Consider the following 26,630-nt stretch of genomic DNA (forward strand, 5'->3'; position numbering starts at 1 on the left):
CGTGGGGTTCCGTCGAGCGCGGTCGGGCGGGCCGCGTATTACAACAAAAATGAGAATTAGTCGCAATTGCGAACCGCCCGCAACTGCGCGCGGCGCTCAGGTTTCGCTCCAGCGCCTGAGCAGGTTGTGGTACACGCTGGTCAGCCGCAGCACGTCCTCGCGGGCGGCGCCGGCCGCCGTCAGCGACTGGATCGAAGCGTCCATCTCGAACAGCAGGCGGCGCTGGGCGTCGTCGCGCACGAGGCTCTGCACCCAGAAGAACGACGCCAGGCGCTCGCCGCGTGTCACCGGTTCCACGCGGTGCAGGCTGCTGGACGGATACACCACCAGGTCGCCAGCGGGAAGTTTCACCTCGTGCTCGCCGTAGGTGTCGTGGATCACCAGCGCGCCGCCGTCGTAGCTGTCCGGATCGCTCAGGAACAGGGTGCAGGACACGTCGCTGCGCAGGTGCATGGCGGGCATGCCCGGCGGGGTCGCCAGGCCCATGACCGCGCCGTCCACGTGGAAGCCGTACTGGCCACCGCCGCGATAGCAGTTGAAGCGGGGTGGCAGGGTCCGCGCCGGCAGGGCCGCGGCGAAGTACAGCGGGTTGCGCGCCAGCGCCGCCAGCACCTGTCCGCCAAGGGCCTGGCGCAGCGGCGCATCATCGGGCAGCTGCAGGTTGTGCTTGACCTGGGCGCCCTGCGCACCGACCGTCGCACGGCCATCGGTCCAGTCGGCGGCGCCGAGCGCGTCGCGCATCGCCGCGACTTCTTCCGGTCGCAGGACGTCGGGGATGTGCATCAGCATGGCAGGCTCTCCGGAAATGGCGACGCCTCCCGCGGGGGAGGCGCCGGCCGTCCGTTCCTCGGCTTTCGCCTCAGAAGCGGTAGTTGACCGTCAGCAGCGCCGATCGCGGCTGCCCCGGGGTGTAACGGTAGCCGCTCTTGTTGATCGCGGCGACATACTCTTCGTCGAACAGGTTGTAGACGTTGAGCCGCAGGTTCCACTGCTCGCTGAAGGCGTAGCTGGCGACCGCGTCGAACACCCAGTAGTCCTCGGCATGGGCGGGCGTACCCACGGCGCCGTCGTTGCCGCGCTTGAGCTCGCCGGAATAGCGCGCGCCGCCGCCAATGGTCAGGCCCGAGTCGAACGCATAGGTCGACCAGGCGGTGAAGGCGCGGTCCGGGGTGTAGGTCAGCTCGTTCGAACCGTCGACGGCGACGCCGGGGCCCTCGATGACTTCGGTGTCCATGGTGGTGAAGCCGGCCGACACGGCCCAGGCGTCGGTGATCTGGCCGACCGCGCTCAGCTCGATGCCGCGTACGCGCTTCTCGCCGTTCTGGTAGTACTGCTGGTCGGTCGGATCCTGCACGATCTCGTTCTCGATCGTCGTGTCGTACAGCGCCGCGGTCAGCAGCAGCGAGTCGCCGGCCAGGGTCCACTTGGCGCCGACTTCCGCGGTCTTCGCCTTCTGCGGGTCGAACGCCGGGTTGTTGGCGCTGTTGGCGGAATTGCTCAGCTCGAGGCTGCCGCCGCCCGGGGGCTGCTGCGAGATGGCGTAGTTGGCGTAGAAGCTGGACGCGGCGGTCGGCTTGTACAACGCGCCGAGCTTCCAGTTGAACAGGGTGTCGGAGCTCTCGGCGTCGACGTTGGGCAGCACGGTCCCCACCGGGAGGCCGTTGCAGTCGGGGCCGCGACGGCCGCCGCAGGCGGCGAAGTTGCTGAACTCGCTGTCGTAGCGGTCCACGCGCAGGCCGCCGTTGAGCTGCCAGCGCTCGCCGAACTTGACGGTGTCGAACAGGTAGGCCGAGACCGTGTCGGTACGGCCTTCGCCGTCGGCGCCGGTGCGGCCCCAGCGCAGGCCGCCCACGTGCGGGTCGGGCGCGTAGAGGTTGGCGTCGGGCCAGGCGCTGCCGTCGAGGGCGCCCATGCCGGTGATGTCGAGTTCCTCGCGGGTGACCTCGACGCCGGCGGTGAAGTCGTGCGTCACCTCGCCGCTGCCGAACGAGCCGGTCAGGCTGGTCTGGTTGGTCGCGATGGTGTTGCGGTTGTCCTTGAAGGTCGGCAGGTTGCGCGTGATCGTCCAGCCCGAGGGGTCGGCCAGGTCCGGGGTGGTGAGGTTGCCGGCGCCGCCCATGAACGCCGTCAGCATGTACTCCTGGTGCGAGCGGCCCCAGCGCGTGGTGTTGCGCAGGATCATCGCGTTGTCGAACTGGTGTTCGACGTGCAGGCTGAGCATGTCCGCGGTGACGTCGTCGTAGTCCGACAGCGTGCCGTAGTAGTTATCGCGGTCGACCTTGGGCGCGTCGCCGATCTCGGGACGCGTGGGGTCGGGCGAGGTGTAGCCGGGCAGGCCGATCGTGGAGACGCCGCCGTCGGGGATGTTGTCCTGCTGGACGTGCAGCAGGTCGAAGAACACGCGGGTGGCGCCGTCCAGGCCGAAGCCGAACGAGGTCGCCACGCCCCAACGGTTGTTCTCGACCACGTCGCGGCCGGGCACGTCGCTGTCCTGCGCCATCAGGTTGACGCGGAAGGCATTGCCGTCGCCGAAGGTCTGGTTCCAGTCGGCGGTGGCGCGTTTCTGGTCGTCGGTGCCCAGCGACAGCGACGCGGCGCCGGCGTTGCGCAGGTAGGCGTGCTTGGTCACCAGGTTGACCGAGCCGGTGGGGGAACTGCGGCCGGTATCGGTGCCGGCGGGGCCCTTGGTCACCTCGATCTGCTCGACGTTGAAGATGTCGCGGGTGATCGAGCCGACGTCGCGCACGCCGTCCACGAAAATGCTGCTGGAGCTGTCGAAGCCGCGCATGTAGATCGCGTCGCCGGTGGTCGTGTTGCCGTTCTCGCCGACGTAGAAGGTGCCCACGCCCGGGCTGTTGCGCAGGGCTTCGGTCAGCGAGGTCGCGCCCTGTTCGGTGAACAGGTCGTTGCTGATCACGTTGATCGTCTGGGTGGTGTCGACCAGTGGCTGGGTGAACTTGGGCGAGGAGAGCTCCTCGTTGAGGTAGCGCTTGACCCGCTGCCCGTGCACTTCCAGGTTCTCCAGGGTCTTGGTGTCGGCATCGGCGGCGACCTCGCCGGCGGCGTGCGCTGCGATCGGCGCGCCCAGCGCCAGGCCGGTCAGCAGCGAGGCGGCGCCCAGCGAGCGGGCCGTGGAGGGGCGGGGGTGCTTGCGACTCTTGATGTAGGACATTTCAAATCCATTGACGTGCGAGCGCCCGGCGCGGGGCCGGGCAGGGGAGGCGTTCGGGATCGGGGCTGGCCGGCTGCGCGGGGCAGGCGCTGGCATCCCTGTTCAGGGCGACATTAGAACGCAATCAAGAATGATTCGCAATAGCTTTATCGACAAAAAGGTGTCGAAAAGCGCCCGGACGAATGGGCGCGCGGCCCGTCAGCGATCGTCGCGGGTCCAGACCGCGCCGTCTGCGACGCGGGTGGGGAACTTGCGCACGGGCGTGTAGGCCGGCGGATTGAGGCAGCGGCCGTCGCGTACGTCGAAGCGGGAGCCGTGCAGCACGCACTCGATGGTCGCCGCCTCGCCGTCGAAGGGGCCGGCCGACAATTCGAAGTCCTCGTGCGAACACATGTCTTCGAGCGCGTAATAGTCGCCGTCGTAGTTGCACACGAAGATCGGCGTGTCGCCATCCCAGGCGACGGTGGACTCGCCGGGCAGCAGTTCCGAGGTGGCGCAGACGCGGATCCAGTCGCTCATGTGGACGTCCAGGGGGGCGTGGGTCGGGTCAGGATGGCGGCGCGCCGGGCGCTTGTCACCCCCGCCGATCACAAGGCCTTTTCGAGGACCTCGAAGCGCAGGTCGGGGCGAAGCGGGATGCCGAAGCGCTCGTCGCCGTACGGGAAGGGCTTCTTGACCCCGGTGCGGCGGTAGCCGCGGCGCTCGTACCACGCGATGAGCTCCTCGCGCACGTCGATGACCGTCATGCGCATCGCCGGCAGCCCCAGGGTCTCGCGCGCAACGCGTTCGGCTTCGGCCAGGACCACGCTGCCCAGGCCGCCGCCCTGGCGGATGGGGGCGACCGAGAACATGCCGAAGTAGCCGGCGCCATCGACGTCGGCGACGTGCGCGCAGGCTTCCATGGCACCGTCCACCTCGGCCACCAGGACGTGGCTGCGCTCGCGCTGGATGTCGGCATGCAGGACCAGCGGGTCGATGCGCTGGCCTTCGAGCAGGTCGGCCTCGGTCGTCCAGCCGGCGCGGCTGGCGGTGCCGCGGTAGCAGGAGGTGACCAGGGCGACGAGTGCGGGGATGTCCGCCTCGGTGGCGAAGCGGAAGCGGGGCGCGGTCGATGCGTTCATGCGAGCAGCTTGCGGACTTTTTCGATGGCGGCGACGAAGGCATCCACCTCGTCGTGGGTGTTGTAGAAGGCCAGGGACGCGCGGCAGGTGGCCGCGACGCCGAAATGCTGCATCAGCGGATGGGCGCAGTGGTGGCCCGAGCGGATCGCCATGCCCTCCAGGTCGAGCAGGGTCGCCAGGTCGTGCGCGTGCGCGCCCTCGACCAGGAAGCTGATCACGGCGGCCTTCTCGTTGGGCGCGCCGAAGATGCGCAGGCCTTCGATGCCCGAGAGCGCCTCGGTGGCATGGGCGAGGAGGGCCTGTTCGCGCGCTTCGATGTTCGCCATGCCCAGCGCCGAGAGGTAGTCGACGGCGGCGCCGAGGCCGACGAAACCGGCGATGTTGGGCGTGCCGGCCTCGAACTTGTGCGGCGCGTCGTTGAAGACGGTGCCTTCGAAGCGGACTTCCTTGATCATCTCGCCGCCGCCGAGGAAGGGCGGCATCGCCTCGAGGTGCTCACGACGCGCCCACAGCGCCCCCGTGCCCGTCGGGCCGCTCATCTTGTGGCCGGTGACGGCATAGAAGTCGCAACCGATCGCGGCGATGTCCAGCGGCCGGTGCGGCGCGGCCTGCGAACCGTCGACCAGGGTCGCGATGCCGCGCCTGCGCGCTTCGCGGCAGATCTCGCGGACCGGGTTCACGGTACCCAGCACGTTGGACACGTGGGTCAGCGCGAGCAGCTTCACCTCGGGCGTCAGCAGGCGGTACAGGGCGTCCAGGTCGAGGTCGCCGCGGGCGTCGAGCTCGGCGACCCTGATCGTCGCGCCGGTGCGTTCGGCCACCAGTTGCCAGGGCACGATGTTGGCGTGGTGCTCCATGCGGGTCAGCACGATCGCGTCGCCGGGCTTCAGGCGCGGAAGCGCCCAGGAATAGGCGACCAGGTTGATCGCGAACGTGGTGCCGCTGCACAGCACCAGTTCGTCGGCGCGCACGTTCAGGAACTTCGCCAGCTTGCCGCGCGCACCCTCGTAGGCCTCGGTCGCCTCGGTGCCGAGCGCGTGCACGGCGCGGCTGACGTTGGCGTTGTGGCGGCGGTAGAAGTCGTCGGTGGCCTCGATCACCGCCGAGGGCTTCTGCCCGGTGTTGGCGGAGTCGAAGTAGACCAGCGGCTTGCCGTGGACCCGGCGTTCGAGCACGGGGAAGTCGCGGCGGACCGCCGCCCAGTCGATGCCGGTGTGCGTGCTGGCCGTCGTGGCGTTCATGCGGCGTCCCCGTCGAGGCGCGCAAGCGCCGCATCGAGCCGTTCGGCAAGCGCGTCGCGCAGGCCGGCCTCCTCGATCACCGACAGGGTCTCGCGGCAGAACGCCGCCGTCAGCAGGGCGCGGGCCCGGTCGGCCGGCAGGCCGCGGCTGCGCAGGTAGAACAGTGCGGTGGGGTCGAGCTGGCCGACCGTCGCGCCATGCGCGGCCTGCACTTCGTCGGCATGGATCTCGAGTACCGGCTGGCTGTCGATCTCGGCGCCTTCGGACAGCAGCAGGTTCTTGTTCGACAGCATGGCCTCGGTGCCGTCCGCGCCCTCGCGGATCAGGATGCCGCCATGGAAGGCCGCCCTGGAGCGTCCCGTGCCCAGGCCGCGCCAGGTCAGTTCGCAACGGCTGTCGCGACCGCCGTGGTCGATCCCCAGCCGGGTATCCAGGTGGCGCCGGCCGGTCGCGAGCAGGACGCCGTTGGCGTGCGCGGTCGCGCCCTCGCCCTGCAGCGCGATGTTGAGTTCGTGGCGGGACAGCGAGGCGCCCAGCTCCAGGTCGATGCGCTCGTAGCGTGCCCCGCGCGCGAGCACGGCATCGGTACGGGCGAGCAGGGTCGCGCCGTCGTCCTCGTCCTGCACGCGGGCATGCGCGAGCGTGGCGTCGATGCCCAGGTGGACGTGGGCCAGGTGGTTGCACAGGTGGCGGTGGGCGCCTTCGCCGAGGTGGTGCTCGACCACGGCCAGGCGCGCGCCCTCGCGCAGCTCGACCAGGTGGCGCAGGTGGCTGGCGCGCTCGGCGCCGTCGGCGGTACCGACGAAGACCAGGTGGACCGGCGCGTCGACCGCGACGCCGGCATCGACGCGCAGCACAGCGCCCTCGACCGCCAGCGCGGCGTTGAGCCGGGCGAAGATCTCGTCGTCGCGCTCGAAGCGGCGGGCGAGGAAATTGGCGTCGCGCGGGTCGTCGGAGGCCAGCACCGCGGAAAGCGGCTGCAGGGTCGCGCCGGCGGGCAGGCCGCTGGCGTCGCTGTGCGCGGCGTCCAGCACGCCGTTGACGAATACCAGGCGCGGCGCGGGCAGCGCGGCGATCGCGGCGGGGTCGAAGGCGGCCGGCGATGCGGCGGGCGCGGCGAAGGCGCGACGCTCGAGCGCGCGCAGGGGCGTGTATTTCCAGGCTTCGACGCGGGCATGCGGAAGGCCCGCGCCGAGCGCGGCGTCGAGCGCGGCGCGGCGGCTCGCGCCCAGGCCCGCCCGGTCGCGGTCGGCCAGGGCGTCGAAGCTGTCGCGGAAGGAGTCGAGGAGCGCGCCCATGTCAGGCCGAGGCCTCCGGTGCGATCCGGTCCTTGATCCATGCGTAGCCGTGCTCTTCGAGTTCAAGCGCCAGCTCCGGGCCGCCGGTCTCGACGATGCGGCCGTCGGCCAGCACGTGGACCACGTCGGGCTTGATGTAATCGAGCAGGCGCTGGTAGTGGGTGATGACCAGGAAGGCGCGGTCCGGCGAGCGCAGCGCATTGACGCCTTCGGCGACGGTCTTGAGCGCATCGATGTCCAGGCCCGAATCGGTCTCGTCGAGGATCGCCAGCTTCGGTTCGAGCAGCGCCAGCTGGAAGATCTCGTTGCGCTTCTTTTCGCCGCCGGAGAAGCCTTCGTTGACGCCGCGATGGAGCAGCTCGTCCTTCAGGTGCAGCACCGCCAGCTTCTCGCGCACGCGCTTGAGGAACTGCATGGAGTCGAGTTCCTCCTCGCCGCGCGCCTTGCGCTGCGCGTTGAGGGCCGCGCGCAGGAAGTAGGTGTTGTTCACGCCGGGGATCTCGACCGGGTACTGGAACGCCAGGAACATGCCGGCGGCAGCACGCTCCTCGGGTTCGAGCGCGAGCAGGTCGCGGCCCTCGAACTCGACGCGGCCGGCGGTGACCTCGTAGCCCTCGCGGCCGGCGAGGATGTTGCCCAGGGTCGACTTGCCGGCGCCGTTGGGGCCCATGATCGCGTGCACCTGGCCCGGCTGCAGGTCGAGCGTGAGGCCCTTGAGGATTTCGCGGCCGCCGATGGAGGCGTGGAGGTTTTCGATCTTCAACATGGTCGTTTCCGTGTGGTTCTTGAGCCCCGCCGCCATCTCGGGAGAGGGATTGGGGAGAGGCTGCGGCGGCGCGGCGGTCGGGTGTGCCGTCGCTCCGGGGTTCCTCGTCCGGTCTTTCGGGTCCCCTTCTCCCGCCGGGAGAAGGGATAAAATCAGCCGACGCTGCCCTCGAGGCTGACCTCGAGCAGTTTCTTGGCTTCCACCGCGAACTCCATCGGCAGCTCGCGGAACACGCTCTTGCAGAAGCCGTCGACGATCATCGACACCGCGTCCTCCTCGCCGATGCCGCGGCTGCGGCAGTAGAACAGCTGGTCCTCGCTGATCTTGGAGGTGGTGGCCTCGTGCTCCACCGTCGCGTCGGGGTGCTTGACCTCGATGTAGGGGAAGGTGTGCGCGCCGCACTTCTTGCCGATCAGCAGGCTGTCGCACTGGGTGTGGTTGCGCGCGCCGGCGGCGCCGCGATCGACCTTGACCAGGCCGCGGTAGGTGTTCTGCCCGTGGCCGGCGCTGATGCCCTTGCTGATGATCTTGCTCTTGGTGCGCGCCCCGACGTGGATCATCTTGGTGCCGGTGTCGGCCTGCTGGCGATGGTGGGTGAGGGCGACGGAGTAGAACTCGCCGACCGAGTCGTCGCCCAGCAGCACGCAGGAGGGATACTTCCAGGTGATCGCCGAACCGGTCTCGACCTGGGTCCAGCTGACCTTGCTGCGTGCGCCCCGGCATTCGGCGCGCTTGGTCACGAAGTTGTAGATGCCGCCCTTGCCGTTCTCGTCGCCGGGGTACCAGTTCTGCACGGTGGAGTACTTGATCTCGGCGTCCTCGAGCGCGACCAGCTCGACCACCGCGGCGTGGAGCTGGTTCTCGTCGCGCATCGGCGCGGTGCAGCCCTCCAGGTAGGACACGTAGGCCTGGTCCTCGCAGATGATCAGCGTGCGCTCGAACTGGCCGGTGTGGCCGGCGTTGATCCGGAAATAGGTGCTCAGTTCCATCGGGCACCGCACGCCCCTGGGGATGAAGACGAAGCTGCCGTCGGAGAACACCGCCGAGTTCAGCGCGGCGAAGAAGTTGTCGCCGGTGGGCACGACGCTGCCCAGGTACTGGCGCACCAGTTCGGGGTGCTCCTTGATGGCTTCGGACATCGAGCAGAAGATCACGCCCTTCTCGGCAAGCTCCTTGCGGAACGTGGTCCCGACCGACACCGAGTCGAACACGGCGTCGACCGCCACGCCGGCCAGGCGGGCGCGTTCGTGCAGGGGCACGCCGAGCTTCTCGTAGGTGTCGAGCAGCTCCTGCGGCACCTCGTCCAGCGAGGCGTACTTGGGGCCCTTGGGCGCGGAGTAATAGCTCAGCGCCTGGAAGTCGATCGCGGCGATCTTCAGCTTGGCCCATTGCGGCACCGGCATCGTCAGCCAGTGGCGATAGGCCTCCAGGCGCCATTCGGTCATCCACTCGGGCTCGTCCTTCTTGGCCGAAAGCGCGCGGATGATGTCCTCGTCCAGGCCCGGCGGCAGGCTGTCGGACTCGATGTCGGTGATGAAGCCCGCGTCGTACTTGCGGCCCAGCTGCGCATGGATGTCGCGGTTGGTGTCCGGGAGGACGGGGGCGTCGGTGATCTCGGTGGCCATGGGGCTGCCTACTGTCTCAAGCGTTGGCGAGGCGCAGGTCGATGCGCCTCGGGTCGGGTGGGGGCGAGGCCGGTCCGGCCGCCGTCGGCGGGGCCAGCATCTGCGCCAGGGTCACGCTGCGCAGCGCGGCGACGACCACGTCGTTGATGTGGCGCCAGTTGGCGCGCACGCCGCACTGGGCCTCGATGCTGCAGTGGCTGCCGTGCACGCTGCACTCGGTCATGCCCAACGGTCCTTCCATGGCCTCGACCACTTCGATCAGGCCGATGCCGTCGGCCGGGCGCGCCAGCCGGTAGCCGCCGTTGGCGCCGCGGAAGCCTTCGACCAGGCCGGCCTGCGCCAGCGGCTTGAGGACCTTGGACACCGTGGGCGCTTCCAGGCCCGCGCGATCGGCGAGCCCGGAGGCGCTGAGCACCTCGTCCGGGCAGGCCGCGAGCACGGTCAGCACGACCGTCGCGTAGTCGGTGAGTTTGGTGACGCGGAGCATCGTGGGGGCGCTCGTGAATCAGTACCGGAATTGTACGGATTCGAGCCGCCCGCGCCAAGTCCGCGCGCGCATCGGTTCAGGCTGGGAGGCGGCGCGGTTGGCCGCCGCCGCGAGGTTCAGCGACCGCCGGGGCTGGCGGCGACGGCCGGGCCCTCCTGGGGCGCGGCGGGCAGGACCAGCTGCATGTAGGGCGGGTCTGGCCGTTGCCCCGGGGGCAGGTACGCCGGGGCCGGTGCGCCGGCCGGGCCCAGCGACTTCACGAAGCGGTAGATGGCGCGGCGATCGTCCTCGGCCATCGCGCGCAGGAGGAAGTCCGGCATGATCGGGCGGGTGCGCAGGTTGGCCGTGTAGGCGAGCCAGCCAGCCTCGTCCATGCCGTCCACGCGCATGCGCAGGTTGCTCGCGTAGGTGGTGCCCCAGGGACCGGCGTAGCCCAGCGGCGAGCCCGTCAACCACTCGGCCTTGTCGACCTCGCCCTGGCGCTCGGCGTAGCCGGCGGTGTGGCAGTCGTTGCAACCGGACATGCGGACCAGGTATTCGCCGCGCTCGAGCAGGGGATCCTCGCCGTGCGGCGCGGCGGGCGCCGGCGGATCGACGGGAGTGGCGCCCGCGGTGGCCTCGGGGGGCGTCGGCTGGCAGGCGGCGAGGGCGGCGAACAGGCAGGACAGGGACACGATGGGCAGGAGGGAGCGGTGGCGCATGGCGGCGATCCGGTGTGTGGGCCTGGATTCCACAACGCCGGCCGGGGTCCGTGGCGGCCAGGGGTTGGCCGTCGACGGGTGTTCCGGGTCAGAATGCAGGCAAGCCAACCTGGACACCCCCATGCCGAGCAAGATCGTCGCCCGCCGTTCCCAAATCCATGGCAATGGCGTTTTCGCCAAGGCCGCCATCAAGAAGGGCGAGCGCGTCGTCGAGTACAAGGGCAAGCGTCGCACCCACGCGGAAGTCGACGCCGGCGATACCGGCGATGTCGATTCCGGGCACACCTTCCTCTTCACGCTCAACGACGAGTACGTCATCGACGCCAACGAGTCGGGCAACGTCGCGCGCTGGATCAACCACAGCTGCAAGCCCAACTGCGAGGCGATCCTGACCGAGCACGAGGGCGACGACCGCCGCCGCGACCAGGTCTTCATCGAGGCGATCCGCGACATCGAGCCGGGCGAGGAGCTGTCCTACAACTACGGCATCACCCTGGCCGAGAAGCACACCCGCGAGCTCAAGGAGATCTGGGCCTGCCGCTGCGGTGCGAAGAAGTGCACGGGCACGATGCTGCAGCCGAAAAAGAAGAAAAAGAAGAAGAAGCGGTGATTCGTGATTGGCAATTGGCAATTGGTGATTGGTGATTGGTGATTGGTGATTGTCGCAGGGGGGGTAGTCGCTCCTGTCCGTGTCGCTGGTTCTCGCGCCAATCACGAATCACGAATCCTCCAATGGCCAAAAGTGCGATGGCATCGTCACGGCGCATCGGCATACTGGGCGCTCCCCTCGACAGGAGCCCGACATGAGTTCGATTGAAGGCAAGGTGGCGGTCGTGACCGGCGCCGCCAGTGGCATCGGCAAGGAGATCGCACACGAATTGTCGCGCGCTGGCGCGGCGGTGGTGATCGCGGACCTCAACCTCGAGGGTGCCGGGGCCGTGGCCGATTCGATCACCGGGGAAGGTCGGCGCGCGATGGCGGTCGCGATGGACGTCACCGACGAGACCGCGGTCGAGGAGGGCATCGCGCGCGCGGTGGAAACCCTGGGCCCGATCGACATCCTGGTCTCCAACGCGGGCATCCAGATCGTCAACCCGATCGAGGAGTACCGCTTCGACGACTGGCGCAAGATGCTCGCGATCCACCTCGACGGCGCCTTCCTGACCACGCGCGCGGTTCTGCCGCACATGTATGCCGAGGGGGCGGACGGCAAGGCCCGCGGCGGCACGGTGGTCTACATGGGCTCGGTCCATTCGCACCAGGCCTCCAAGTTGAAGTCGGCCTACGTGACCGCCAAGCATGGCCTGCTCGGCCTGTCGCGCACCTTGGCCAAGGAAGGCGGCGACCGTGGCGTCCGCAGCCACGTCGTCTGCCCGGGCTTCGTGCGAACGCCGCTGGTCGACAAGCAGATCCCCGAGCAGTCGCGCGAGCTGGGCATCAGCGAGGAGGAGGTCATTCGCAACGTCATGCTCGGCCAGACGGTGGACGGCATCTTCACCACCGTCGAGGACGTCGCGCAGACCGTGCGCTTCCTGTGCGAGTTCCCCAGTGCCGCGCTGACGGGACAGAGCATCATCGTCAGCCACGGCTGGCACATGCAGTAGCCACGGCCAGCGCCATGCCCGCCGCCACGGCCGCGCCGCTCCCCGACAACATCGCCCTGGTCCTGCAGGGCGGCGGTGCCCTGGGGGCCTACCAGGCGGGGGTGTACCAGGGCCTGCACGAGGCCGGCGTGGCCCCGGGCTGGCTGGCGGGCATCTCGATCGGCGCGTTCAACACCGCGATCATCGCCGGCAATCCGCCGGGGCAACGCGTGGAGGCCCTGCGCACGTTCTGGGAGACCATCTCCCAGCCCTACCTGTTGCCGGCGACGACGCTCGGCCAGGAGGCGCGCCTGGAAGGCCTGGGCGAGCATGCGCGCGCCTGGCTCGATACCTGGGAGGCCTGGCGCGCGCTGGCGGAGGGCCAGCGTGGCTTCTTCCACCCGCGCGGCTGGGACGCAGGACTGAGCGGGCAGTCCCCGTTCGATGCCGCCGGCCCGCAGTCGGCGAGCTGGTACGACACCCGTCCGATGGTCGAGACGCTGGAGCGGATGGTCGACTTCGACCGCCTCAACGATGGCGGCGTCCGCGTCTCGGTGGGCGCGGTGAACGTCGCCACCGGCAACCTGGAGTACTTCGACAACACCCGCATGCGCCTGGACGCGCGGCACATCCTGGCGTCCGGGGCACTGCCGCCAGCCTTCCCCGCCGTCGAGATCGACGGCGCCTTCTACTGGGACGGGGGGCTGGTCTCGAACACGCCGCTCTCCTACGTGCTGTCCGACCCGCGCCGGGCGGACACCCTGGTCTTCCAGGTCGACCTGTGGAGCGCCCGTGGCGACCTGCCGCAGAACCTGCTGGACGTCGCCGAGCGGCAGAAGGAGATCCAGTACTCCAGCCGTACCCGGATGGTGACCTCGGTGCAGCGCGTCGACCAGCACTACCGGCGGCTGCTGCGCGAACTGCTGGACGCCATCCCGGCCGAGGCGCGCCAGTCCAACCCCTGGGCCCGGCACGCAGCGGACCTGGCCTGTGGCAACCGCATCTCGGTGATCCAGTTGATCTACCGCGAGCGGGCCCGGATCGGCCATTTCAAGGATTACCAGTTCGGGCGCGTGGCCCTGCGCGAGCACTGGAAGTCGGGGCTGGTCGACGTCAACCGGGCGCTTGCGCACCCGGAGTGGCTGCGCCTGCCGACCGGCGAGGATGCCTTCGCCAGCCACGACGCGACCGCGATGGACGCCGACTGAGCGTCCCGCGGGCCGGACCGGTGGCGACCTGCATCCCCGGCCATTGGGCTTCGATGCAGGCGGGACGCGAAGGGTTGCCATGACTTGTGCCAGTCGGCGCGGGCGCCGGGCGCCGGTAGTCTGCGCGGCATTCCCCGACCGTCGATCCCATGCGCCCCCTCCAGACCCTCGTCCTGCCCTTGCTCTTCCTGCTGCCCGTCCTGCAGGCGCGTGCCATCGAAGTGGACGGCCGCATCGATCCGGACGAGTGGGCAGGCGCGACGCGGGTGACGGACTTCCGCAAGGTGCAGCCGCTGAGCCTGGCGCCGGGGTCGCTGCCGACCGAGGCCTGGGTGCTGGCCACGCCCGAGGGCCTGGCGGTCGGCTTCCGCAACACGCAGCCGCAGTCGGTCACCTGGACCCGCCAGCGCGTGCAGCGCGACTTCAGCGCGCAGGTGGACCGGGTCAACCTGATGGTCGACTTCGATGGCGATGGCCGCACCGGCTACAACTTCACCGTCGCCTCCACCGGCGGCATCACCGACGCGGTGATCACCAACGAGAACCAGTTCAACGACGACTGGGACGGCAACTGGCGCCACGCCGTCTCCGAGGAGGCGGACGCGTGGTCGGTGGAGATGCTGATCCCGTGGTACATCGCCCCGATGCGCGCCGGCGAGGACGGCACGCGGACGCTCAAGCTGCAGCTCGACCGCGTGGTCGGCTCCACCGGCGAGCGCATGGCCTGGCCGGGCGCGAGTTTCGAGCGTCCGCGCTACCTGTCCGAGTTCGCCCCGCTCGAGATGCCCCAGTACAGCCAGTCGCTGCTCGCGGTGACGCCCTATGCCTCGGGCCTGTACGACAACATCGGCGGCGAAAGCGACTTCGAGGCGGGCTTCGACCTGTTCTGGAAGCCCAACGGCCAGTTCCAGCTGACCGCGACGGTCAACCCCGACTTCGGCCAGGTCGAGAGCGACGACCTGGTGATCAACTTCGGCGCCACCGAGACCTTCATCAGCGACAAGCGCCCGTTCTTCACCGAGAACCAGGGCATCTTCGAGTTCACCACCCCGTCCGACTACAGCCAGCTGCTCTACACCCGCCGCGTCGGCGGTCCGGCCGACGACGGCGACGGGGCCGGCGACATCGACGCCGCGGTGAAGCTCAACGGCAGCCTGGGCGCGACCAAGTACGGGCTGTTCCTCGCCGACGAGGCCGACGAGGCCGGGCGTAGTTTCGGCGCCCTGCGCGTGGTGCGCGATTTCGACACCCAGAACCTGGGCGCGATGCTGACCCGGGTCGAGCGGCCCTGGCTCGACCGCGAGGCCACCGTGCTGGGCGTCGACCACGACTGGCGCCCCGGCGAGCGCCTGATCGTGCAGACCCGCCTGATCGGCAGCCAGATCGAGCAATCGGGCGACACGCGGCGCGACAACGGCGCGACGGTGTTCGCCAACTACGAAATGGACGACGGTTGGCGGCAGCAGTGGCTGGCGATGCACTTCGGCAACGGCCTGCAGATCAACGACTTCGGTTACCTGTCGCGCAACAGCCTGAACTACGCGCACTGGGAGCTGCGACGCCGCTTCACCGGGCTGCCGGAGGCCTCGCGCTACGCATCGAAGGAATGGCGCGGGCGCATCAGCGGCACCGACAACGACCACGGCGACCGCCTGCAGCGGCAGTTCCGGCTCAGCCGGCAGGGGCAGCTGCGCGACGGCAGCGCCGAGTACGCGCAGATCAATGTCAACTCGTCGGGTTACGAGGACCTGCTGACCCGCGGCAACGGCATCCTGCGCGTGCCTTCCAACTTCAACGCGTATTACGAGTACGACCGCCCGCGCAAGGGCAACTGGGCCTGGGAGCTGGACGTCAACATGTTCAGCGGCGGCCTGGCGGGCAACGACGAGGTCGGCTACGACTTCAGCCTGGAGCCGCGCTACTTCTTCAGCGACGCCTTCGCCGTCTATGCGGGGATGTTCTACCAGCACCGGCCCGACTGGCTGGTCTGGCAGCAGGACAACCTGATCGGGTCCTTCGACCAGGAGCGCCTGCAGTTCAGCGCCGGACTGGACTGGACCATCGACGGTCGCCAGGAATTGCGGGTGAAGCTGCAGGCCATCGGCCTGGACGCGGAACTGCTGCAGGCCTATCGCGTCCAGCCGGGCGGCGAGGCCGTGGCCAGCAACGATCCGGTCGACGACTTCAACGTGCGCAACCTCGGCTTCCAGGTCCGCTATCGCTACGAACTGGCCCCGCTTTCCTACCTGTACGTGGTCTATGGCCGCGGCGGCTACGAGCAGGCGCCCTACTCGGACGGGACCTGGCCGTTGCTGGAAGACAGCTTCGGCCTGCACGACGACGAACAGTTGCTGGTCAAGCTGTCCTACCGTTTCGAACTCTAGCCGGGCGGGACGGCCTCGCCGGGCCGCCAGGCCTCCGGCACCAGGACCGAGAATCCGTGGTCGCGCACCGTCTTGCGGTTGAGCCGGAGCAGGGCCTTGTCGCGACTGACCAGCCAGCGTGCCCCGCAGGCGCGGGCCAGTTCGAGGAACTTCTGGTCGTCCGCGTCGCGGCAGCGCGGTAGCGGCGGCGCGTCGATGGCGTGGCCGTCGTACGGCCGCGTGAGCGTGTCGAATTCGCGCAGCAGTGCCGCCTGCCGCGCCGGGTCCAGCGCGAGCACGGGATAGTCGAGTACGCGGCGCCATTCCTCGCGGCAATCGGCGTCGGTGAATGCCGCCAGACGGTCCTCGCCGAGCGCGGTCCGGATCGCGCCGATGCGCGGGTCCTCGAACACCAGCAGGTCCAGCCAGGCATTGGTGTCGAGGACGATGGGCGTCGCGCCGGCGGCCGTTGGACTCATGCGGCGCACACGTCGAAGGACGGGGGCGTGCCGCTCATCGCGTGGGCGCGTCGTCGGGCACGAGTGTGCGGCGGCGGGCTTCGACGGCAGGCCAGTCGCGCTTGCGCGCTTCGGTGAAGGCCCACCATGGCCGCGCATCGTCGTTCTCGGCGAAGGCCACGGCGGCCATGAAGGTGTCCAGCACGCAGGGGTCCTGGCGCAGGCCGCTCAGCCGGCACAGCTGCAGGTAGAGCCCGGCAGGGTCCTTGCCCTTCAGGTCGGCGGGGGCATCGATGCCAAGGGCGCGCAGGTCGCCGGCCATCGCCGGCCCGATGTTGGGGATGTCGACGAGGCGGTGGGCCTGCGCAAGCGTGCGTGCCTTGGGCATGGTTCAGCTCCGTGGTCGAAGGGCGGGGCGCAGGCCCGCCCGCGGCGCCGTCGCGGCGAGGACGGCGGGCAGCGTGGGCGCGTCGAGCAGCGGCATGGGGCGACCTCGGCAGGGCAGGTCAGTCTACTCGTCGTCGTGCCGCGGCTTGTAGGCCTCGACCAGTTTCTGCTGCACCTGCGTGGGCACGGGCTCGTAGTGGCTGAAGTCCAGCGAATAGCGGCCGCGCCCGGCGGTCACCGACTTCAGCTCGGCCGCGTAGCCTTCCAGTTCCGACAGCGGCACCTGCGCCTTGACCACGATTTCGCCGCCGCGCAGCGCGTCGGTGCCATGGATGCGCGCGCGCTTGGCCGCCAGGCCCCCGCTGATGTCGCCCATGTGCTGCTCGGGTGCGTTGACCTCCAGCTCGACGATCGGCTCGAGCACCTGCGGCCGTGCCTTCCCGACCGCGTCGAGGAAGGCCTTGCGGCCGGCCGCCACGAAGGCCACCTCCTTGCTGTCGACCGGGTGGTGCTTGCCGTCGTAGACGATCACCCGCACGTCCTGCATCGGATAGCCGGCCAGCGCACCGCCATCGAGCACCTGGCGCACGCCCTTCTCGACCGCCGGCAGGAACTGGCCGGGAATCGTGCCGCCCTTGACCTGGTCGACGAACTCGAAGCCCTCGCCCCGCGGCAGCGGCTCCACCCGCAGGAACACCTCGCCGAACTGGCCGGCGCCGCCAGTCTGCTTCTTGTGGCGGTGGTGGCCCTCGGCGCGGGCACCGATGGTCTCGCGATATGCGATGCGCGGCGGCCGCGATTCGACGTCCACGCCGTGCCGTTCGCGCAGGCGGTCGAGGTTGATCCGCAGGTGCAGGTCGGACAGGCCGCGCACGACCGTCTCGTTGGTCTCGCTCTCGTGCTCGACCACGAAGCAGGGATCTTCTTCCGCGAGCTTGTGCAGGGCCGACGCCAGCTTCTGCTCCTGGCCCTTGCGGGTCGCTTCGACGGCCAGGCCGAACATCGGGCGCGGGAAATCCAGCGGTGCGAGGTGGATATGGTCCTCGTCGTGGCTGTCGTGCAGGACGGCGTCGAAGTGCAACTCGTCGACCTTGGCGACCGCCGCGATGTCGCCGGGGACGGCCTGGTCGACCTCGGCGTGGTCCTTGCCGGCGAGCTTGAACAGGTGGCCGACCTTGAAAGGCTTCTTGCCATCGTCGATGAACAGCTGGCTGTCGCGGCGGACCGTGCCCTGGTAGACACGGAACACCGCGAGCTTGCCGACGAAGGGATCGTTGACGATCTTGAAGACGTCGGCGATCACGTGCGCGGCGGGGTCGGGGCGGGGCTCCAGCGGGGTCGCGTCGGGCCCGGTGCCCTTGGCGAAGGGCGGGGGATTGGCCTCGCCGGGGTGCGGGAACAGGCGCTCGGCGACGTCGAGCAGGGCAGGCACGCCGACGCCGCTGCGCGCGGAGCAGAACAGCACCGGGACCAGGTGGCCTTCGCGCAGGCACTGTTCGAAGGCATCGTGCAGTTCCTCGCCGGACAGGCCGCCCTCGCCGAGGTCCAGGTAATGCTCCATCACCGACTCGTTGACCTCCACGACCTGGTCGATGATCTTCTGGTGCCAGTCGGCGACAGGCCCGAGATCGCTGTCGCCACTGGGCGAGGCGAAGCAGTCGACCACCGCGCGGCCGCCGTCGGCGGGGAGGTTGAGCGGCAGGCATACCGGGCCGAAGGCCTCGCGCAGTTCGTCGAGCACGCGCCCGCAGTCGGCGCCTTCGTGGTCGATCTTGTTGACGACGATCGCGCGGCAGAGCTTGCGTGCGCGGGCGTACTCCATCATCCGCCGGGTCCCGTACTCGACGCCGTGGTCGGCGTCGACGACCAGCAGCACGGTCTCCACCGCCGCCAGGGCCGACAGCGCCGGGCCGCGGAAGTCCGGGTAGCCCGGCGTGTCGAGCAGATTGACGTGGACGCGCCGCCCGGACGCCGACTTGTGGTCGATGGACGCGATCGCGGCGTCCAGCGAGTGGCCGCGCGCCTTCTCCATGGGGTCGAAGTCCGAGACCGTGTTGCCGCGCTCGACGCTGCCTGCCGTCTGGAGGGTGCCGCCGGCGTGCAGCAGGGCTTCGAAGAGGGTGGTCTTGCCGGCGGCGGGGTGGCCTGCGAGGGCCACGTTGCGGATGTCCTGCGTACTGTACGACATGGGGCCGTGCCTCCCGTTCGAGGTGGGAGTCCGGCCATCGACGGCCGGGCTCCTGCGGAAATACCGCAGTTCGGGCGTCATGGCTGTCCGCGTCGGAAGCGCTGCCATCCGAGGGCGGTGTGCGCTCGGCGGGCGGTCATGGCGGGATCCGGCCGAAGCCGGGCCCCAAGGCTCGCGCCAACCGGGCGCCGGGTCAAGGGGGCGGGCGCCGGGGCGCGCAGCCGCGTCCCCTCACGTGCCGCCCGCGCCGCGCGTGCCACCATGCGGCGGCATCGGGCCGAGGGGCTCCGGCCCCGGCGCGCGCGCATGCGACCCCCGGAGAGTCCTCCCACGGAGACACGAGACATGGCATTCAAGCGATACGCCGACGCGGTCTGGCAGGGCGACCTGCAGGCCGGCGCGGGCACCATGAGCACCCCCCAGAGCGGCCTGTTCGCCGACCAGGCCTACTCCTTCAAGACCCGCTTCGGCGAGCCCGGCGAGTCCGGGAGCCGCGGCACCAACCCCGAGGAACTGCTGGCCGCCGCCCATGCCGGCTGTTTCAGCATGGCCTTGTCGGCCGTGCTGGGCAAGGAAGGCTTCACGCCCGAGCGCATACAGACCCGTGCCGAGGTGTCGATGGACCCGGGCATGGACCCGGGGCCGACCGTGACCGGCGTGAAGCTGGTCGTGGAAGCCGCCGTCCCGGGCATCGATGCCGAGCGCTTCCAGTCGATCGCCGAGGCGGCCAAGGCCGGCTGTGTGATCTCGCGCGCGCTGTCGGTCCCGGTCAGCCTCGACGCGACGCTGGCGTCCTGAGCCTGCTGCGCATGCCGAACCCGCGAGCCGGCCATGCGCTGCTGTTGCATGGCGCCGGCGGAGGCGGCTGGGAGTGGGCGGTCTGGTCCCGGGTGTTCGAAGCTGCCGGGCTGGTGGTGTCCGCGCCCGACCTGCTGCCGGTGGGCGACGGCCTGGCGGCGACGGGCCTGGACGACTACCGTTCCCAGGCCGATGCAGCCCTGCGCGCGTTGCCGCGGCCGCGGCTGCTGGTCGGCGCCAGCCTCGGCGGCCTGCTCGCGGCCGCGATCGCGCCCGACAGCGCCGATGCCCTGGTCCTGGTCAATCCCTTGCCCCCGGCACCCTGGGCCGCGGCGCTGCCGGCGCGCGACTGGGCCGGGCGGGTGAGTTGGGGTCGCTTGGCGCGCCTGGACTCGACCCGTCGCGCGATACCCGATGCCGAGCCGGCCACGGCGCTGTTCGCGTTCCGCCGCTGGCGCGACGAGTCCGGCCAGGTGCTGCGGCAGGCGCACGCCGGCCTGGCCCTGTCCAGGCCCGATTGCCCGGTGCTGTGCATGGCGTCGATCGACGACGACGACGTGCCCCCGGGCCTGACCGGCGCGCTGGCCCATGCCTGGGGGGCGGACATGGTCACGCTGCCCGGTGCGAGCCACGTGGGTCCGCTGCTGGGCCGGGAGGCGGCGGCCTGCGCCGAAACGGTGCTGGCGTGGTGGGCGCGGTCGGCGCCCGGCGTCAGGTCCCCGGCCAGTCCAGCTCGCCGCTGAGCACGTCGCAGGCCTGGCCGCCGGACCAGATGTCGCCCGCCGCGTCGATGCGCAGGTGCAGGCGCGCGTCGTAACCCACCTCGCGTCCCTGGCTGGCGACGTAGCGACCGCCCTGGCCCGGGACGGTGTCGTTGTGCCCCAGCCAGGCCGCGAGCGTGGCATTGGCGGCGCCGGAGGCCGCGTCCTCGAAGCGGGCACCTGCGCCGACGAAGGCGCGCACGGCGAGGTCGTGCTCCTGCCCGGCATCCGCATGGGCGAAGGCGAACACACCCATGCTGTCGGTCGCGGCGGCCAGGGTGGCGACCGCGTCCCAGTCGGGCGCGGCGGCGCGAAGCGTCGCCTCGTCGGCCAGTTCCACGACCCACCAGCGACGGCCGCCGTCCATCAGCGCGGGCGGCAACCGCCCGGGGGCGACGCCCGGCAGCGCGGCGGCGATGCGGCCGTCCCCGTGCGCGGCGGTTTCGGCCACCCGGGCACGCGGTGCCCGCACCGCGATGCGGCGTTCGCGGCCCGATCCGGTCACCGCCAGCGGCAACACGCCCGTCGCGCCTTCCTGCCACAGCAGGCCGTCGACGGGGGCGGCGATGCCGGCCTCCATCACCACGTGCGCTGTGCCCACGCTGGGGTGCCCGGCGAAGGGTACTTCCCGTTGCGGGCTGAACATGCGGATGCGGTAGCTCGCGCCGGCTTGTGTCGGAGGAAAGACGAAGGTCGTTTCAGGCAGTCGGGTCCAGCGGGCGATCGCCTGCATGGTCGCCGCGTCCAGGCCTTCGGCATCGGGGATCACGCCCAGGGGGTTGCCGGCCCCCGGGCGATGGGCGAAGACGTCCAGCTGGAGATAACGACGGGGCATATCGAAAGAGGGTCCTGGGGCGATGCGGGGGAGGGAGTTCGACTAGAATCGCGGTTTGGCGTCGCTTCGCTGGCGACGCCGGGCGCCGGCGCGGTGCGGTCCCGAGGGGATGCCGCCGACCGGTGATTTTAAGGGCTACGGGCGGAGCGCGCCCGATCCCATCGAACCTATCCATATAACTCAGAGGCATGGTGGTGGCACAAGGACAGCGTTGGGTCGTACTCAAGTTCGGCGGGACCTCGGTATCGCGCCGCAATCGTTGGGACACCATCGGACGCCTGGCCGCCAAACGCATGGCCGAGGAAGACGCGCGCGTGCTCGTCGTGGTCTCGGCCCTGTCGGGCGTGACCAACGAGCTCACCGCGATCTGCGCGGGCGACGGCGTCCCCGCGCGCATCGAGGCCCTGGTCGAGCGCCACCGCGCGTTCTGCGGCGACCTCGACCTGGACGCCGACGATGTCCTGGGCGAGCGCTTCGGCGTGCTGCGCGCCCTGGGCGCCGACCCGCGCGCGGCTGCGCTGGCGCTGGACTGGCAGGCCGACGTGCTGGCCCAGGGCGAGCTGATGTCGTCCACGCTGGGCGCGGCGTACCTGCGCGCGCAGGGCCACGACTTCGGCTGGTGCGATGCCCGCGACTGGCTCGACGCGGTGTCCCTGCCCAATGCCAGCGAGTGGTCGCAGCGGCTCTCGGTCAACTGCCAGCGCGAGGTCGACGCCGGCTTCGGCGAGCGATTCGCCGCCCAGCCCACCGCGATGTTGATCACCCAGGGCTTCATCGCCCGGCATCGCGACGGCAGCACCGCGGTGCTCGGACGCGGCGGCTCCGATACCTCGGCGGCCTACTTCGGTTGCCTGCTCAGGGCGCAGCGGGTCGAGATCTGGACCGACGTGCCGGGCATGTTCAGCGCCAACCCGCGCGAAGTGCCCGATGCACGCCTGCTGACCCGGCTGGACTACGCCGAGGCGCAGGAAATCGCCACCACCGGCGCCAAGGTCCTGCACCCGCGCTCGCTCGGCCCCTGCCGCCACGCGGGCGTGCCGATGGCGATCCTCGACACCGAGCGCCCCGAGCTGCCGGGCACCCGCATCGACGGCGCCGCGGCCACCCTGCCCGGCGTCAAGGCGATCAGCCGTCGCAACGGCATCGTGCTGGTGTCGATGGAAAGCGTCGGCATGTGGCAATCGGTGGGCTTCCTGGCCGACGTGTTCGAGCGCTTCCGTCGCCATGGCCTCTCGGTGGACCTGATCGGCTCGGCGGAAACCAACGTCACCGTGTCGCTGGACCCCAGCGAGAACCTGGTCAGCACCAACGTGCTCGAGGCGCTGTCGGCCGACCTGGAGGAGATCTGCCGGGTCCGGGTCATCGTGTCCTGCGCCGCGATCACCCTGGTCGGTCGTGGCATGCGCTCGATGCTGCACAAGCTGTCCGGGGTCTGGGCCGCGTTCGGCAAGGAGCGCGTGCACCTGATCTCGCAGTCGTCCAACGACCTCAACCTGACCTTCGTCATCGACGAGGCCGATGCCGACGGCATGCTGCCGTTCCTGCACGCCGAGCTGATCGACAGCGGCGCGATGCCGGTGCACGAGACCGAGGTGTTCGGTCCGCGCTGGCGCGAGATAGAGGGGCAGTTGCGGCCCAAGCCCACGCCCTGGTGGATCGGCGAGCGGGACCGCCTGCTGGGACTGGCCGAAGGCCCGACCCCTCGCTATGCCTACCACCTGCCGACGGTGCGCGAGCGTGCCCGCCAGCTTGCCGCGATCGACGCGATCGATCGCCGCTACTATGCGATCAAGGCCAATTCCCACCCGGAGATCCTCAAGGCCCTGGTCGCCGAGGGCTTCGGCCTGGAATGCGTGTCGCTGGGCGAGTTGCGGCACGTGTTCGCGGTCCTGCCCGGCATGGATCCCGCGCGGGTGCTGTTCACCCCCAGCTTCGCCCCGCGCGAAGAGTACGAGGCCGCGCTTGGCATGGGCGTCACCGTCACCCTCGACAACGTCGAGGCGCTGCGCAACTGGCCCGACGTGTTCCGTGGCCGGCGGCTGTGGCTGCGCATCGACCTGGGCTTCGGCGACGGCCACCACGAAAAGGTCACCACCGGCGGCAAGACCTCCAAGTTCGGGCTCGCGGCGGGCCGCGTCGACGAGTTCGTGGAGGCCGCGCGCGCGCTCGGCATCGGCATCGTGGGCGTGCACGCGCACCTGGGCAGCGGCGTGGAGACGCGCGCGCACTGGCGGCAGATGTACGACGACCTCGCCGGCTTCGCGCGCCGGATCGGCACGGTCGAAGTGCTGGACATCGGCGGCGGCCTGCCGATCCCGTACGGCGCCGACGACGAGCCCTTCGACCTGCGCGACTGGGCCGAGGGCCTGGCCGAGGTCAAGGCCATCCATCCGGCGTTCCAGCTGACGATCGAGCCGGGGCGCTTCCTGGTCGCCGAGGCCGGCGTGCTGCTGTCGCGGGCCACCCAGGTGGTGGAGAAGGACGGTATCCGGCGCGTTGGGCTGGACGCCGGCATGAACGCCCTGGTGCGCCCGGCGCTCTACGATGCCTGGCACGAGATCGTGAACCTGCAACGCCTGGATGCGGCGAAGGACGGCGCGTTCGACGTCGTCGGGCCCATCTGCGAATCCAGCGACGTGTTCGGCCACCGCGTGCAGCTCCCCGACGGCACCGCGCCCGGCGACGTGATGCTCGTCGCCGACGCCGGAGCCTACGGCATGAGCATGGCCAGTACCTACAACCTGCGGGCCTTGCCGGCCGAGGACGTGATTGAATGAGTGACACCGTGGACACACCGGCCAGCGGATCCTGGAAGTTCCAGCGCGACGCGATCGAAGCCTTCCGGTTCGTGCGCTGCGAATTCGATGCCGATACCGGCGTCGCGCGCCTGGTCTATGCCTTCGACGACGGCCCCGAGCTGGTCGAGACCGTCACCGTGCCCGGCGCGCCGTTCGCGCTCGAGGGCGAACGCGCACGGGCGGTGGAGCAGGCCCTGCGCCTGCTGCACCTGGTCGCGGGCGTGAGCTACTACAAGGCGGCGGTGCCGCGCGCGATCCGCATCGAAGGCTACGGCATCGACGCGGCGACCGCAGCGTTGCTGGACGACATCTATCTCAATGGCCTGGGCGAATTCGCCTACCGCAACGGACTGGACCTGCACGGCCACATCCGCTTCCCGGCCGACGGTGAGGCGCACACGCCTGCGCCCGCGCTCGGCCTGCGCCGGCATGCGCTGGTCGCGATCGGCGGCGGCAAGGACTCGCTGGTCAGCATCGAGGCCCTGCGCGGCCTGGGCGTGGAACAGACCGTCAGCTGGATTGGCGGCTCGCAATTGATCCGCGCCTGCGCCGAACGCACCGGCCTGCCGATGCTCAACATCGGGCGCGCGCTGGCCCCGGCCCTGTTCGAGTACAACCGGCAGGGCGCCTGGAACGGACACATCCCGGTGACGGCGGTGAACTCGGCGATCCTGGTGCTGGCCGCGCTGCTGAATGGCGTCGACCAGGTGGTCTTCTCCAACGAGCGTTCGGCCAGTTACGGCAGCCTGATCCTCGCGCCCGACGGCAGCGTCACCGGCGAAGTGAACCACCAGTGGTCGAAGGGCTGGGCGTTCGAGAAGACCTTCGGCGAGTACGTCGAGCGCCATGTCGCCGCCGACCTGTCCTATTACTCGCTGCTGCGGCCGCTCAGCGAGCTCGCGGTGGCGCGCCAGTTCGCGCGCGGCGACCGCTACGACGGCCATTTCTCCAGCTGCAACCGCAACTTCCACATCCTCGGCGAGCGACCGGCGAACCGCTGGTGCGGCGTCTGCCCGAAGTGCCATTTCGTGTTCCTGGCCCTGGCGCCGTTCATGCCCAAGACGCGACTGGTCGGCATCTTCGGCCGCAACCTGCTCGACGACCCGGCGCAGACCGCCGGCTACGACGCCCTGCTCGAGTTCCGCGAGCACAAGCCCTTCGAGTGCGTGGGCGAGGGGCGCGAGTCCCGCGCGGCGATGGCCTGGCTGGCCACGCGCGCCGAATGGCGTGGCGATGCGCTGGTGGAACGCTTCATCCGCGAGATCCTGCCGCAGCTCGATCCCGAGGCGCTGCGCATCGAGCCCCTGCTGGTACCCGACGAGGAACACCGGATCCCGGCCCCGTTGGCGGAGCGCCTGGGTGCGTATTTCGCAGCTTGAGTCGCTCGTCGCCGCGGGCGGCCGCCTGGCCCTGTGGGGCTGGGGGCGCGAAGGCCGCGCGACCCATGCCGCGCTGCGGGCGAGCGCCACGCGGTTCGGCGCGGTCAACGACGCGCCGCTGCCGCTGACGGTGTTGTGCAACGCTCAAGAGCGCGAGTCCATCCTCGCACTGGCCGATCCCGCATTGCAGGTGGAGGTCGACGTCGACGCCGAGCGCCTGTCGCGCTTCGACCTGGTGGTGAAGTCGCCCGGTATCAGCCCGCACCGCCCGGAGGTGATCGCCGCCCGGGCGGCCGGCACGCGCTTCACCGGCGCCACCGCGATCTGGTTCGCCGAGCATGCCTCCGGCACGGGCATCGTCGAGCATGCCGTATGCGTGACCGGCACCAAGGGCAAGAGCACCACCACCGCGCTGCTGGCGCACCTGCTCAGGGCGGGCGGGCACCGTACCGCGCTGGCGGGCAACATCGGCATGCCGCTGCTCGAGTTGCCGGCGCACGTGCCGGTACCGGCCTACTGGGCGATCGAACTGTCGAGCTACCAGACCGGCGACGTCGCCGACAGCGGTGCGCGCCCGGACGTGGCGGTGGTGACCAATATCTTCCCCGAGCACCTGGACTGGCACGGCTCGGAGGCGCGCTACATCGAGGACAAGCTGCGACTGGTGACCGACGCGCGGCCCAGGATCGCCGTCCTCAATGCCGCCGACCCGCGCCTGTCGCGCCTGTCCTTGCCCGAAAGCGACATCCACTGGTACGGCGACGCGCGCGGCTGGCACCTGCGCGACGACATGCTCTGCCATGGCCAGGCGCGGATCCTCGACACCGCCGGCCTGCCCTTGCCGGGGCGTCACAACCGCAGCAATCTCTGCGCAGTCCTCGCGGCAATCGACGCGCTGGGCCTGGACGCGCGCGCGCTGGCGCCGGCCGCGGCGGGCTTCCAGCCCCTGCCGCACCGGCTGCAGTCGCTGGGCGTGCGCGAGGGCATCGAGTTCGTCAACGACTCCATCAGCACGACGCCGCACGCCACCCTGGCGGCACTGGAGTGCTTCCGGGACCGTCGCGTGGCGGTCCTGGTGGGCGGCCATGACCGCGGCATCGACTGGGGTGACTTCGCCGATGCAATGGCCAGGCAGGCGCCCATGGCGATCGTCGCGATGGGGCAGAACGGGCCGCGGATCGCCGCCCGCCTGGCTGGATTGGCCACTGGAGGCCGCTTCCGGCTGGCCGAGGCCGAGTCGCTCGCGGACGCGATGGCCATGGCCGTCCGCGCGCTGGAGGGGGAGGGCGTCGTGCTGCTCTCGCCCGGCGCGCCCAGCTTCGGCCCGTTCCTCGACTACGTCGATCGCGGTCGCCGCTTCGCCGCCCTGGCCGGGTTCGACCCCGAGCGCATCAGTACCATCCAGGAACTGGGCATCCACTGAAGGCGGCGCGGCGGCGCCCTCCACCCGGCGCTCGCGAC

General features: G+C 70.4%; 23 protein-coding genes. 9 read left to right on the top strand and 14 right to left on the bottom strand.

Annotation, left to right across the window (positions count from 1 at the left end; all coding sequences use genetic code 11):
• Nucleotides 1-96: 96 nt before the first annotated feature.
• The 10 genes from H4F98_RS06780 to H4F98_RS06825 all read right to left on the bottom strand — a co-directional run bounded on the left by H4F98_RS06780 (nucleotide 97) and on the right by H4F98_RS06825 (nucleotide 10,411).
• The gene (locus H4F98_RS06780; protein ID WP_182686135.1) at nucleotides 97-789 is read right to left on the bottom strand and encodes a Fe2+-dependent dioxygenase; all 693 of its coding nucleotides are present in this window, start codon (nucleotides 787-789) and stop codon (nucleotides 97-99) included.
• Nucleotides 790-859: 70 nt separating this feature from the next.
• Nucleotides 860-3,172: a catecholate siderophore receptor Fiu gene (locus H4F98_RS06785; protein ID WP_182686137.1), complete on the bottom strand. Its 2,313-nt coding sequence runs from the start codon at nucleotides 3,170-3,172 to the stop codon at nucleotides 860-862.
• Between the two features lie 198 nt (nucleotides 3,173-3,370).
• Complete coding sequence (locus H4F98_RS06790) at nucleotides 3,371-3,691, bottom strand: Rieske (2Fe-2S) protein (RefSeq protein WP_182686138.1); 321 nt, start codon at nucleotides 3,689-3,691, stop codon at nucleotides 3,371-3,373.
• 68 nt (nucleotides 3,692-3,759) lie between these two features.
• Nucleotides 3,760-4,293, bottom strand: coding sequence for a GNAT family N-acetyltransferase (locus H4F98_RS06795; protein ID WP_182686141.1), 534 nt, complete (start codon nucleotides 4,291-4,293; stop codon nucleotides 3,760-3,762).
• Nucleotides 4,290-5,534, bottom strand: coding sequence for a cysteine desulfurase (locus tag H4F98_RS06800; protein WP_182686143.1), 1,245 nt, complete (start codon nucleotides 5,532-5,534; stop codon nucleotides 4,290-4,292). The genes H4F98_RS06795 and H4F98_RS06800 overlap by 4 nt, the downstream gene beginning before the upstream one ends.
• The gene (gene sufD / locus H4F98_RS06805; RefSeq protein WP_182686145.1) at nucleotides 5,531-6,832 is read right to left on the bottom strand and encodes a Fe-S cluster assembly protein SufD; all 1,302 of its coding nucleotides are present in this window, start codon (nucleotides 6,830-6,832) and stop codon (nucleotides 5,531-5,533) included. The genes H4F98_RS06800 and sufD overlap by 4 nt, the downstream gene beginning before the upstream one ends.
• 1 nt (nucleotide 6,833) lies before the next feature.
• Nucleotides 6,834-7,598, bottom strand: a complete 765-nt coding sequence (sufC, locus tag H4F98_RS06810) for a Fe-S cluster assembly ATPase SufC (protein ID WP_182686147.1) — start codon at nucleotides 7,596-7,598, stop codon at nucleotides 6,834-6,836.
• Nucleotides 7,599-7,750: 152 nt separating this feature from the next.
• Nucleotides 7,751-9,223, bottom strand: coding sequence for a Fe-S cluster assembly protein SufB (sufB, locus tag H4F98_RS06815; RefSeq protein ID WP_182686149.1), 1,473 nt, complete (start codon nucleotides 9,221-9,223; stop codon nucleotides 7,751-7,753).
• Nucleotides 9,224-9,239: 16 nt separating this feature from the next.
• Nucleotides 9,240-9,710 carry an SUF system Fe-S cluster assembly regulator gene (locus H4F98_RS06820; RefSeq protein WP_182686151.1) on the bottom strand — a complete coding sequence of 157 codons (471 nt, stop codon included), beginning with the start codon at nucleotides 9,708-9,710 and terminating at the stop codon, nucleotides 9,240-9,242.
• A 116-nt stretch (nucleotides 9,711-9,826) separates the two neighbouring features.
• Nucleotides 9,827-10,411 (bottom strand): cytochrome C, encoded by a 585-nt coding sequence (locus tag H4F98_RS06825; protein WP_182686153.1) that lies wholly within the window; start codon nucleotides 10,409-10,411, stop codon nucleotides 9,827-9,829.
• Nucleotides 10,412-10,532: 121 nt separating this feature from the next.
• Between H4F98_RS06825 and H4F98_RS06830 the strand changes: the two genes are divergently transcribed.
• The 4 genes from H4F98_RS06830 (at nucleotide 10,533) to H4F98_RS06845 (ending at nucleotide 15,586) form a co-directional block, all read left to right on the top strand.
• Nucleotides 10,533-11,021: an SET domain-containing protein gene (locus H4F98_RS06830; RefSeq protein ID WP_182686155.1), complete on the top strand. Its 489-nt coding sequence runs from the start codon at nucleotides 10,533-10,535 to the stop codon at nucleotides 11,019-11,021.
• A gap of 193 nt (nucleotides 11,022-11,214) precedes the next feature.
• Nucleotides 11,215-12,015 (top strand): 3-hydroxybutyrate dehydrogenase, encoded by an 801-nt coding sequence (locus H4F98_RS06835; protein WP_182686157.1) that lies wholly within the window; start codon nucleotides 11,215-11,217, stop codon nucleotides 12,013-12,015.
• Nucleotides 12,016-12,029: 14 nt separating this feature from the next.
• The gene (locus H4F98_RS06840) at nucleotides 12,030-13,202 is read left to right on the top strand and encodes a DUF3734 domain-containing protein (protein WP_182686159.1); all 1,173 of its coding nucleotides are present in this window, start codon (nucleotides 12,030-12,032) and stop codon (nucleotides 13,200-13,202) included.
• Nucleotides 13,203-13,351: 149 nt separating this feature from the next.
• Nucleotides 13,352-15,586 (top strand): DUF5916 domain-containing protein, encoded by a 2,235-nt coding sequence (locus H4F98_RS06845; protein ID WP_182686160.1) that lies wholly within the window; start codon nucleotides 13,352-13,354, stop codon nucleotides 15,584-15,586.
• Here the strand turns inward: H4F98_RS06845 and H4F98_RS06850 are convergent.
• The 3 genes from H4F98_RS06850 to fusA form a co-directional block, all read right to left on the bottom strand.
• Nucleotides 15,583-16,044 (bottom strand): putative toxin-antitoxin system toxin component, PIN family, encoded by a 462-nt coding sequence (locus tag H4F98_RS06850; RefSeq protein ID WP_182686161.1) that lies wholly within the window; start codon nucleotides 16,042-16,044, stop codon nucleotides 15,583-15,585. The genes H4F98_RS06845 and H4F98_RS06850 overlap by 4 nt on opposite strands.
• A gap of 34 nt (nucleotides 16,045-16,078) precedes the next feature.
• Nucleotides 16,079-16,411 carry a helix-hairpin-helix domain-containing protein gene (locus H4F98_RS06855; RefSeq protein ID WP_182686162.1) on the bottom strand — a complete coding sequence of 111 codons (333 nt, stop codon included), beginning with the start codon at nucleotides 16,409-16,411 and terminating at the stop codon, nucleotides 16,079-16,081.
• A gap of 123 nt (nucleotides 16,412-16,534) precedes the next feature.
• On the bottom strand, nucleotides 16,535-18,598 hold the full coding sequence (fusA, locus tag H4F98_RS06860) for an elongation factor G (RefSeq protein ID WP_182686163.1): 2,064 nt from the start codon (nucleotides 18,596-18,598) through the stop codon (nucleotides 16,535-16,537).
• A 345-nt stretch (nucleotides 18,599-18,943) separates the two neighbouring features.
• Here fusA and H4F98_RS06865 point away from each other — a divergent pair, with 345 nt between their 5' ends.
• Nucleotides 18,944-19,396, top strand: a complete 453-nt coding sequence (locus H4F98_RS06865; RefSeq protein ID WP_182686164.1) for an OsmC family protein — start codon at nucleotides 18,944-18,946, stop codon at nucleotides 19,394-19,396.
• 11 nt (nucleotides 19,397-19,407) lie between these two features.
• Nucleotides 19,408-20,139, top strand: a complete 732-nt coding sequence (locus H4F98_RS06870) for an alpha/beta hydrolase (protein WP_182686165.1) — start codon at nucleotides 19,408-19,410, stop codon at nucleotides 20,137-20,139.
• Here H4F98_RS06870 and H4F98_RS06875 read toward each other — a convergent pair.
• Nucleotides 20,108-20,992 (bottom strand): PhzF family phenazine biosynthesis protein, encoded by an 885-nt coding sequence (locus H4F98_RS06875; RefSeq protein ID WP_182686166.1) that lies wholly within the window; start codon nucleotides 20,990-20,992, stop codon nucleotides 20,108-20,110. The two genes, H4F98_RS06870 and H4F98_RS06875, sit on opposite strands and share 32 nt — an antisense overlap.
• 194 nt (nucleotides 20,993-21,186) lie before the next feature.
• Here H4F98_RS06875 and H4F98_RS06880 point away from each other — a divergent pair, with 194 nt between their 5' ends.
• The 3 genes from H4F98_RS06880 to murD are packed head-to-tail and all read left to right on the top strand — an operon-like array spanning nucleotide 21,187 to nucleotide 26,592.
• On the top strand, nucleotides 21,187-23,769 hold the full coding sequence (locus H4F98_RS06880; RefSeq protein ID WP_343064740.1) for a bifunctional aspartate kinase/diaminopimelate decarboxylase: 2,583 nt from the start codon (nucleotides 21,187-21,189) through the stop codon (nucleotides 23,767-23,769).
• Nucleotides 23,766-25,169 (top strand): UDP-N-acetyl-alpha-D-muramoyl-L-alanyl-L-glutamate epimerase, encoded by a 1,404-nt coding sequence (murL, locus tag H4F98_RS16835; RefSeq protein WP_246372956.1) that lies wholly within the window; start codon nucleotides 23,766-23,768, stop codon nucleotides 25,167-25,169. Before H4F98_RS06880 ends, murL begins: the two co-directional genes overlap by 4 nt.
• The gene (gene murD / locus H4F98_RS06885; protein ID WP_343064741.1) at nucleotides 25,150-26,592 is read left to right on the top strand and encodes a UDP-N-acetylmuramoyl-L-alanine--D-glutamate ligase; all 1,443 of its coding nucleotides are present in this window, start codon (nucleotides 25,150-25,152) and stop codon (nucleotides 26,590-26,592) included. Before murL ends, murD begins: the two co-directional genes overlap by 20 nt.
• Nucleotides 26,593-26,630 lie beyond the last annotated feature (38 nt).

The sequence above is a fragment of the Marilutibacter spongiae genome, assembly GCF_014145325.1.
Taxonomy (GTDB): domain Bacteria; phylum Pseudomonadota; class Gammaproteobacteria; order Xanthomonadales; family Xanthomonadaceae; genus Marilutibacter; species Marilutibacter spongiae.

Excerpts from the sequence above, each read along its gene's own strand:
- H4F98_RS06850 (WP_182686161.1), bottom strand. The coding sequence starts at position 16,044 with ATGAGTCCAACGGCCGCCGGCGCGACGCCCATCGTCCTCGACACCAAT.
- H4F98_RS06830 (WP_182686155.1), top strand. The coding sequence starts at position 10,533 with ATGCCGAGCAAGATCGTCGCCCGCCGTTCCCAAATCCATGGCAATGGC.
- fusA (WP_182686163.1), bottom strand. The coding sequence starts at position 18,598 with ATGTCGTACAGTACGCAGGACATCCGCAACGTGGCCCTCGCAGGCCAC.
- H4F98_RS06795 (WP_182686141.1), bottom strand. The coding sequence starts at position 4,293 with ATGAACGCATCGACCGCGCCCCGCTTCCGCTTCGCCACCGAGGCGGAC.
- murL (WP_246372956.1), top strand. The coding sequence starts at position 23,766 with ATGAGTGACACCGTGGACACACCGGCCAGCGGATCCTGGAAGTTCCAG.
- sufD (WP_182686145.1), bottom strand. The coding sequence starts at position 6,832 with ATGGGCGCGCTCCTCGACTCCTTCCGCGACAGCTTCGACGCCCTGGCC.
- H4F98_RS06845 (WP_182686160.1), top strand. The coding sequence starts at position 13,352 with ATGCGCCCCCTCCAGACCCTCGTCCTGCCCTTGCTCTTCCTGCTGCCC.
- H4F98_RS06840 (WP_182686159.1), top strand. The coding sequence starts at position 12,030 with ATGCCCGCCGCCACGGCCGCGCCGCTCCCCGACAACATCGCCCTGGTC.
- H4F98_RS06865 (WP_182686164.1), top strand. The coding sequence starts at position 18,944 with ATGGCATTCAAGCGATACGCCGACGCGGTCTGGCAGGGCGACCTGCAG.
- H4F98_RS06785 (WP_182686137.1), bottom strand. The coding sequence starts at position 3,172 with ATGTCCTACATCAAGAGTCGCAAGCACCCCCGCCCCTCCACGGCCCGC.
- H4F98_RS06800 (WP_182686143.1), bottom strand. The coding sequence starts at position 5,534 with ATGAACGCCACGACGGCCAGCACGCACACCGGCATCGACTGGGCGGCG.
- H4F98_RS06790 (WP_182686138.1), bottom strand. The coding sequence starts at position 3,691 with ATGAGCGACTGGATCCGCGTCTGCGCCACCTCGGAACTGCTGCCCGGC.
- H4F98_RS06825 (WP_182686153.1), bottom strand. The coding sequence starts at position 10,411 with ATGCGCCACCGCTCCCTCCTGCCCATCGTGTCCCTGTCCTGCCTGTTC.
- H4F98_RS06820 (WP_182686151.1), bottom strand. The coding sequence starts at position 9,710 with ATGCTCCGCGTCACCAAACTCACCGACTACGCGACGGTCGTGCTGACC.
- sufB (WP_182686149.1), bottom strand. The coding sequence starts at position 9,223 with ATGGCCACCGAGATCACCGACGCCCCCGTCCTCCCGGACACCAACCGC.
- H4F98_RS06875 (WP_182686166.1), bottom strand. The coding sequence starts at position 20,992 with ATGCCCCGTCGTTATCTCCAGCTGGACGTCTTCGCCCATCGCCCGGGG.
- sufC (WP_182686147.1), bottom strand. The coding sequence starts at position 7,598 with ATGTTGAAGATCGAAAACCTCCACGCCTCCATCGGCGGCCGCGAAATC.
- H4F98_RS06835 (WP_182686157.1), top strand. The coding sequence starts at position 11,215 with ATGAGTTCGATTGAAGGCAAGGTGGCGGTCGTGACCGGCGCCGCCAGT.
- H4F98_RS06855 (WP_182686162.1), bottom strand. The coding sequence starts at position 16,411 with ATGCCCAAGGCACGCACGCTTGCGCAGGCCCACCGCCTCGTCGACATC.
- H4F98_RS06780 (WP_182686135.1), bottom strand. The coding sequence starts at position 789 with ATGCTGATGCACATCCCCGACGTCCTGCGACCGGAAGAAGTCGCGGCG.
- H4F98_RS06870 (WP_182686165.1), top strand. The coding sequence starts at position 19,408 with ATGCCGAACCCGCGAGCCGGCCATGCGCTGCTGTTGCATGGCGCCGGC.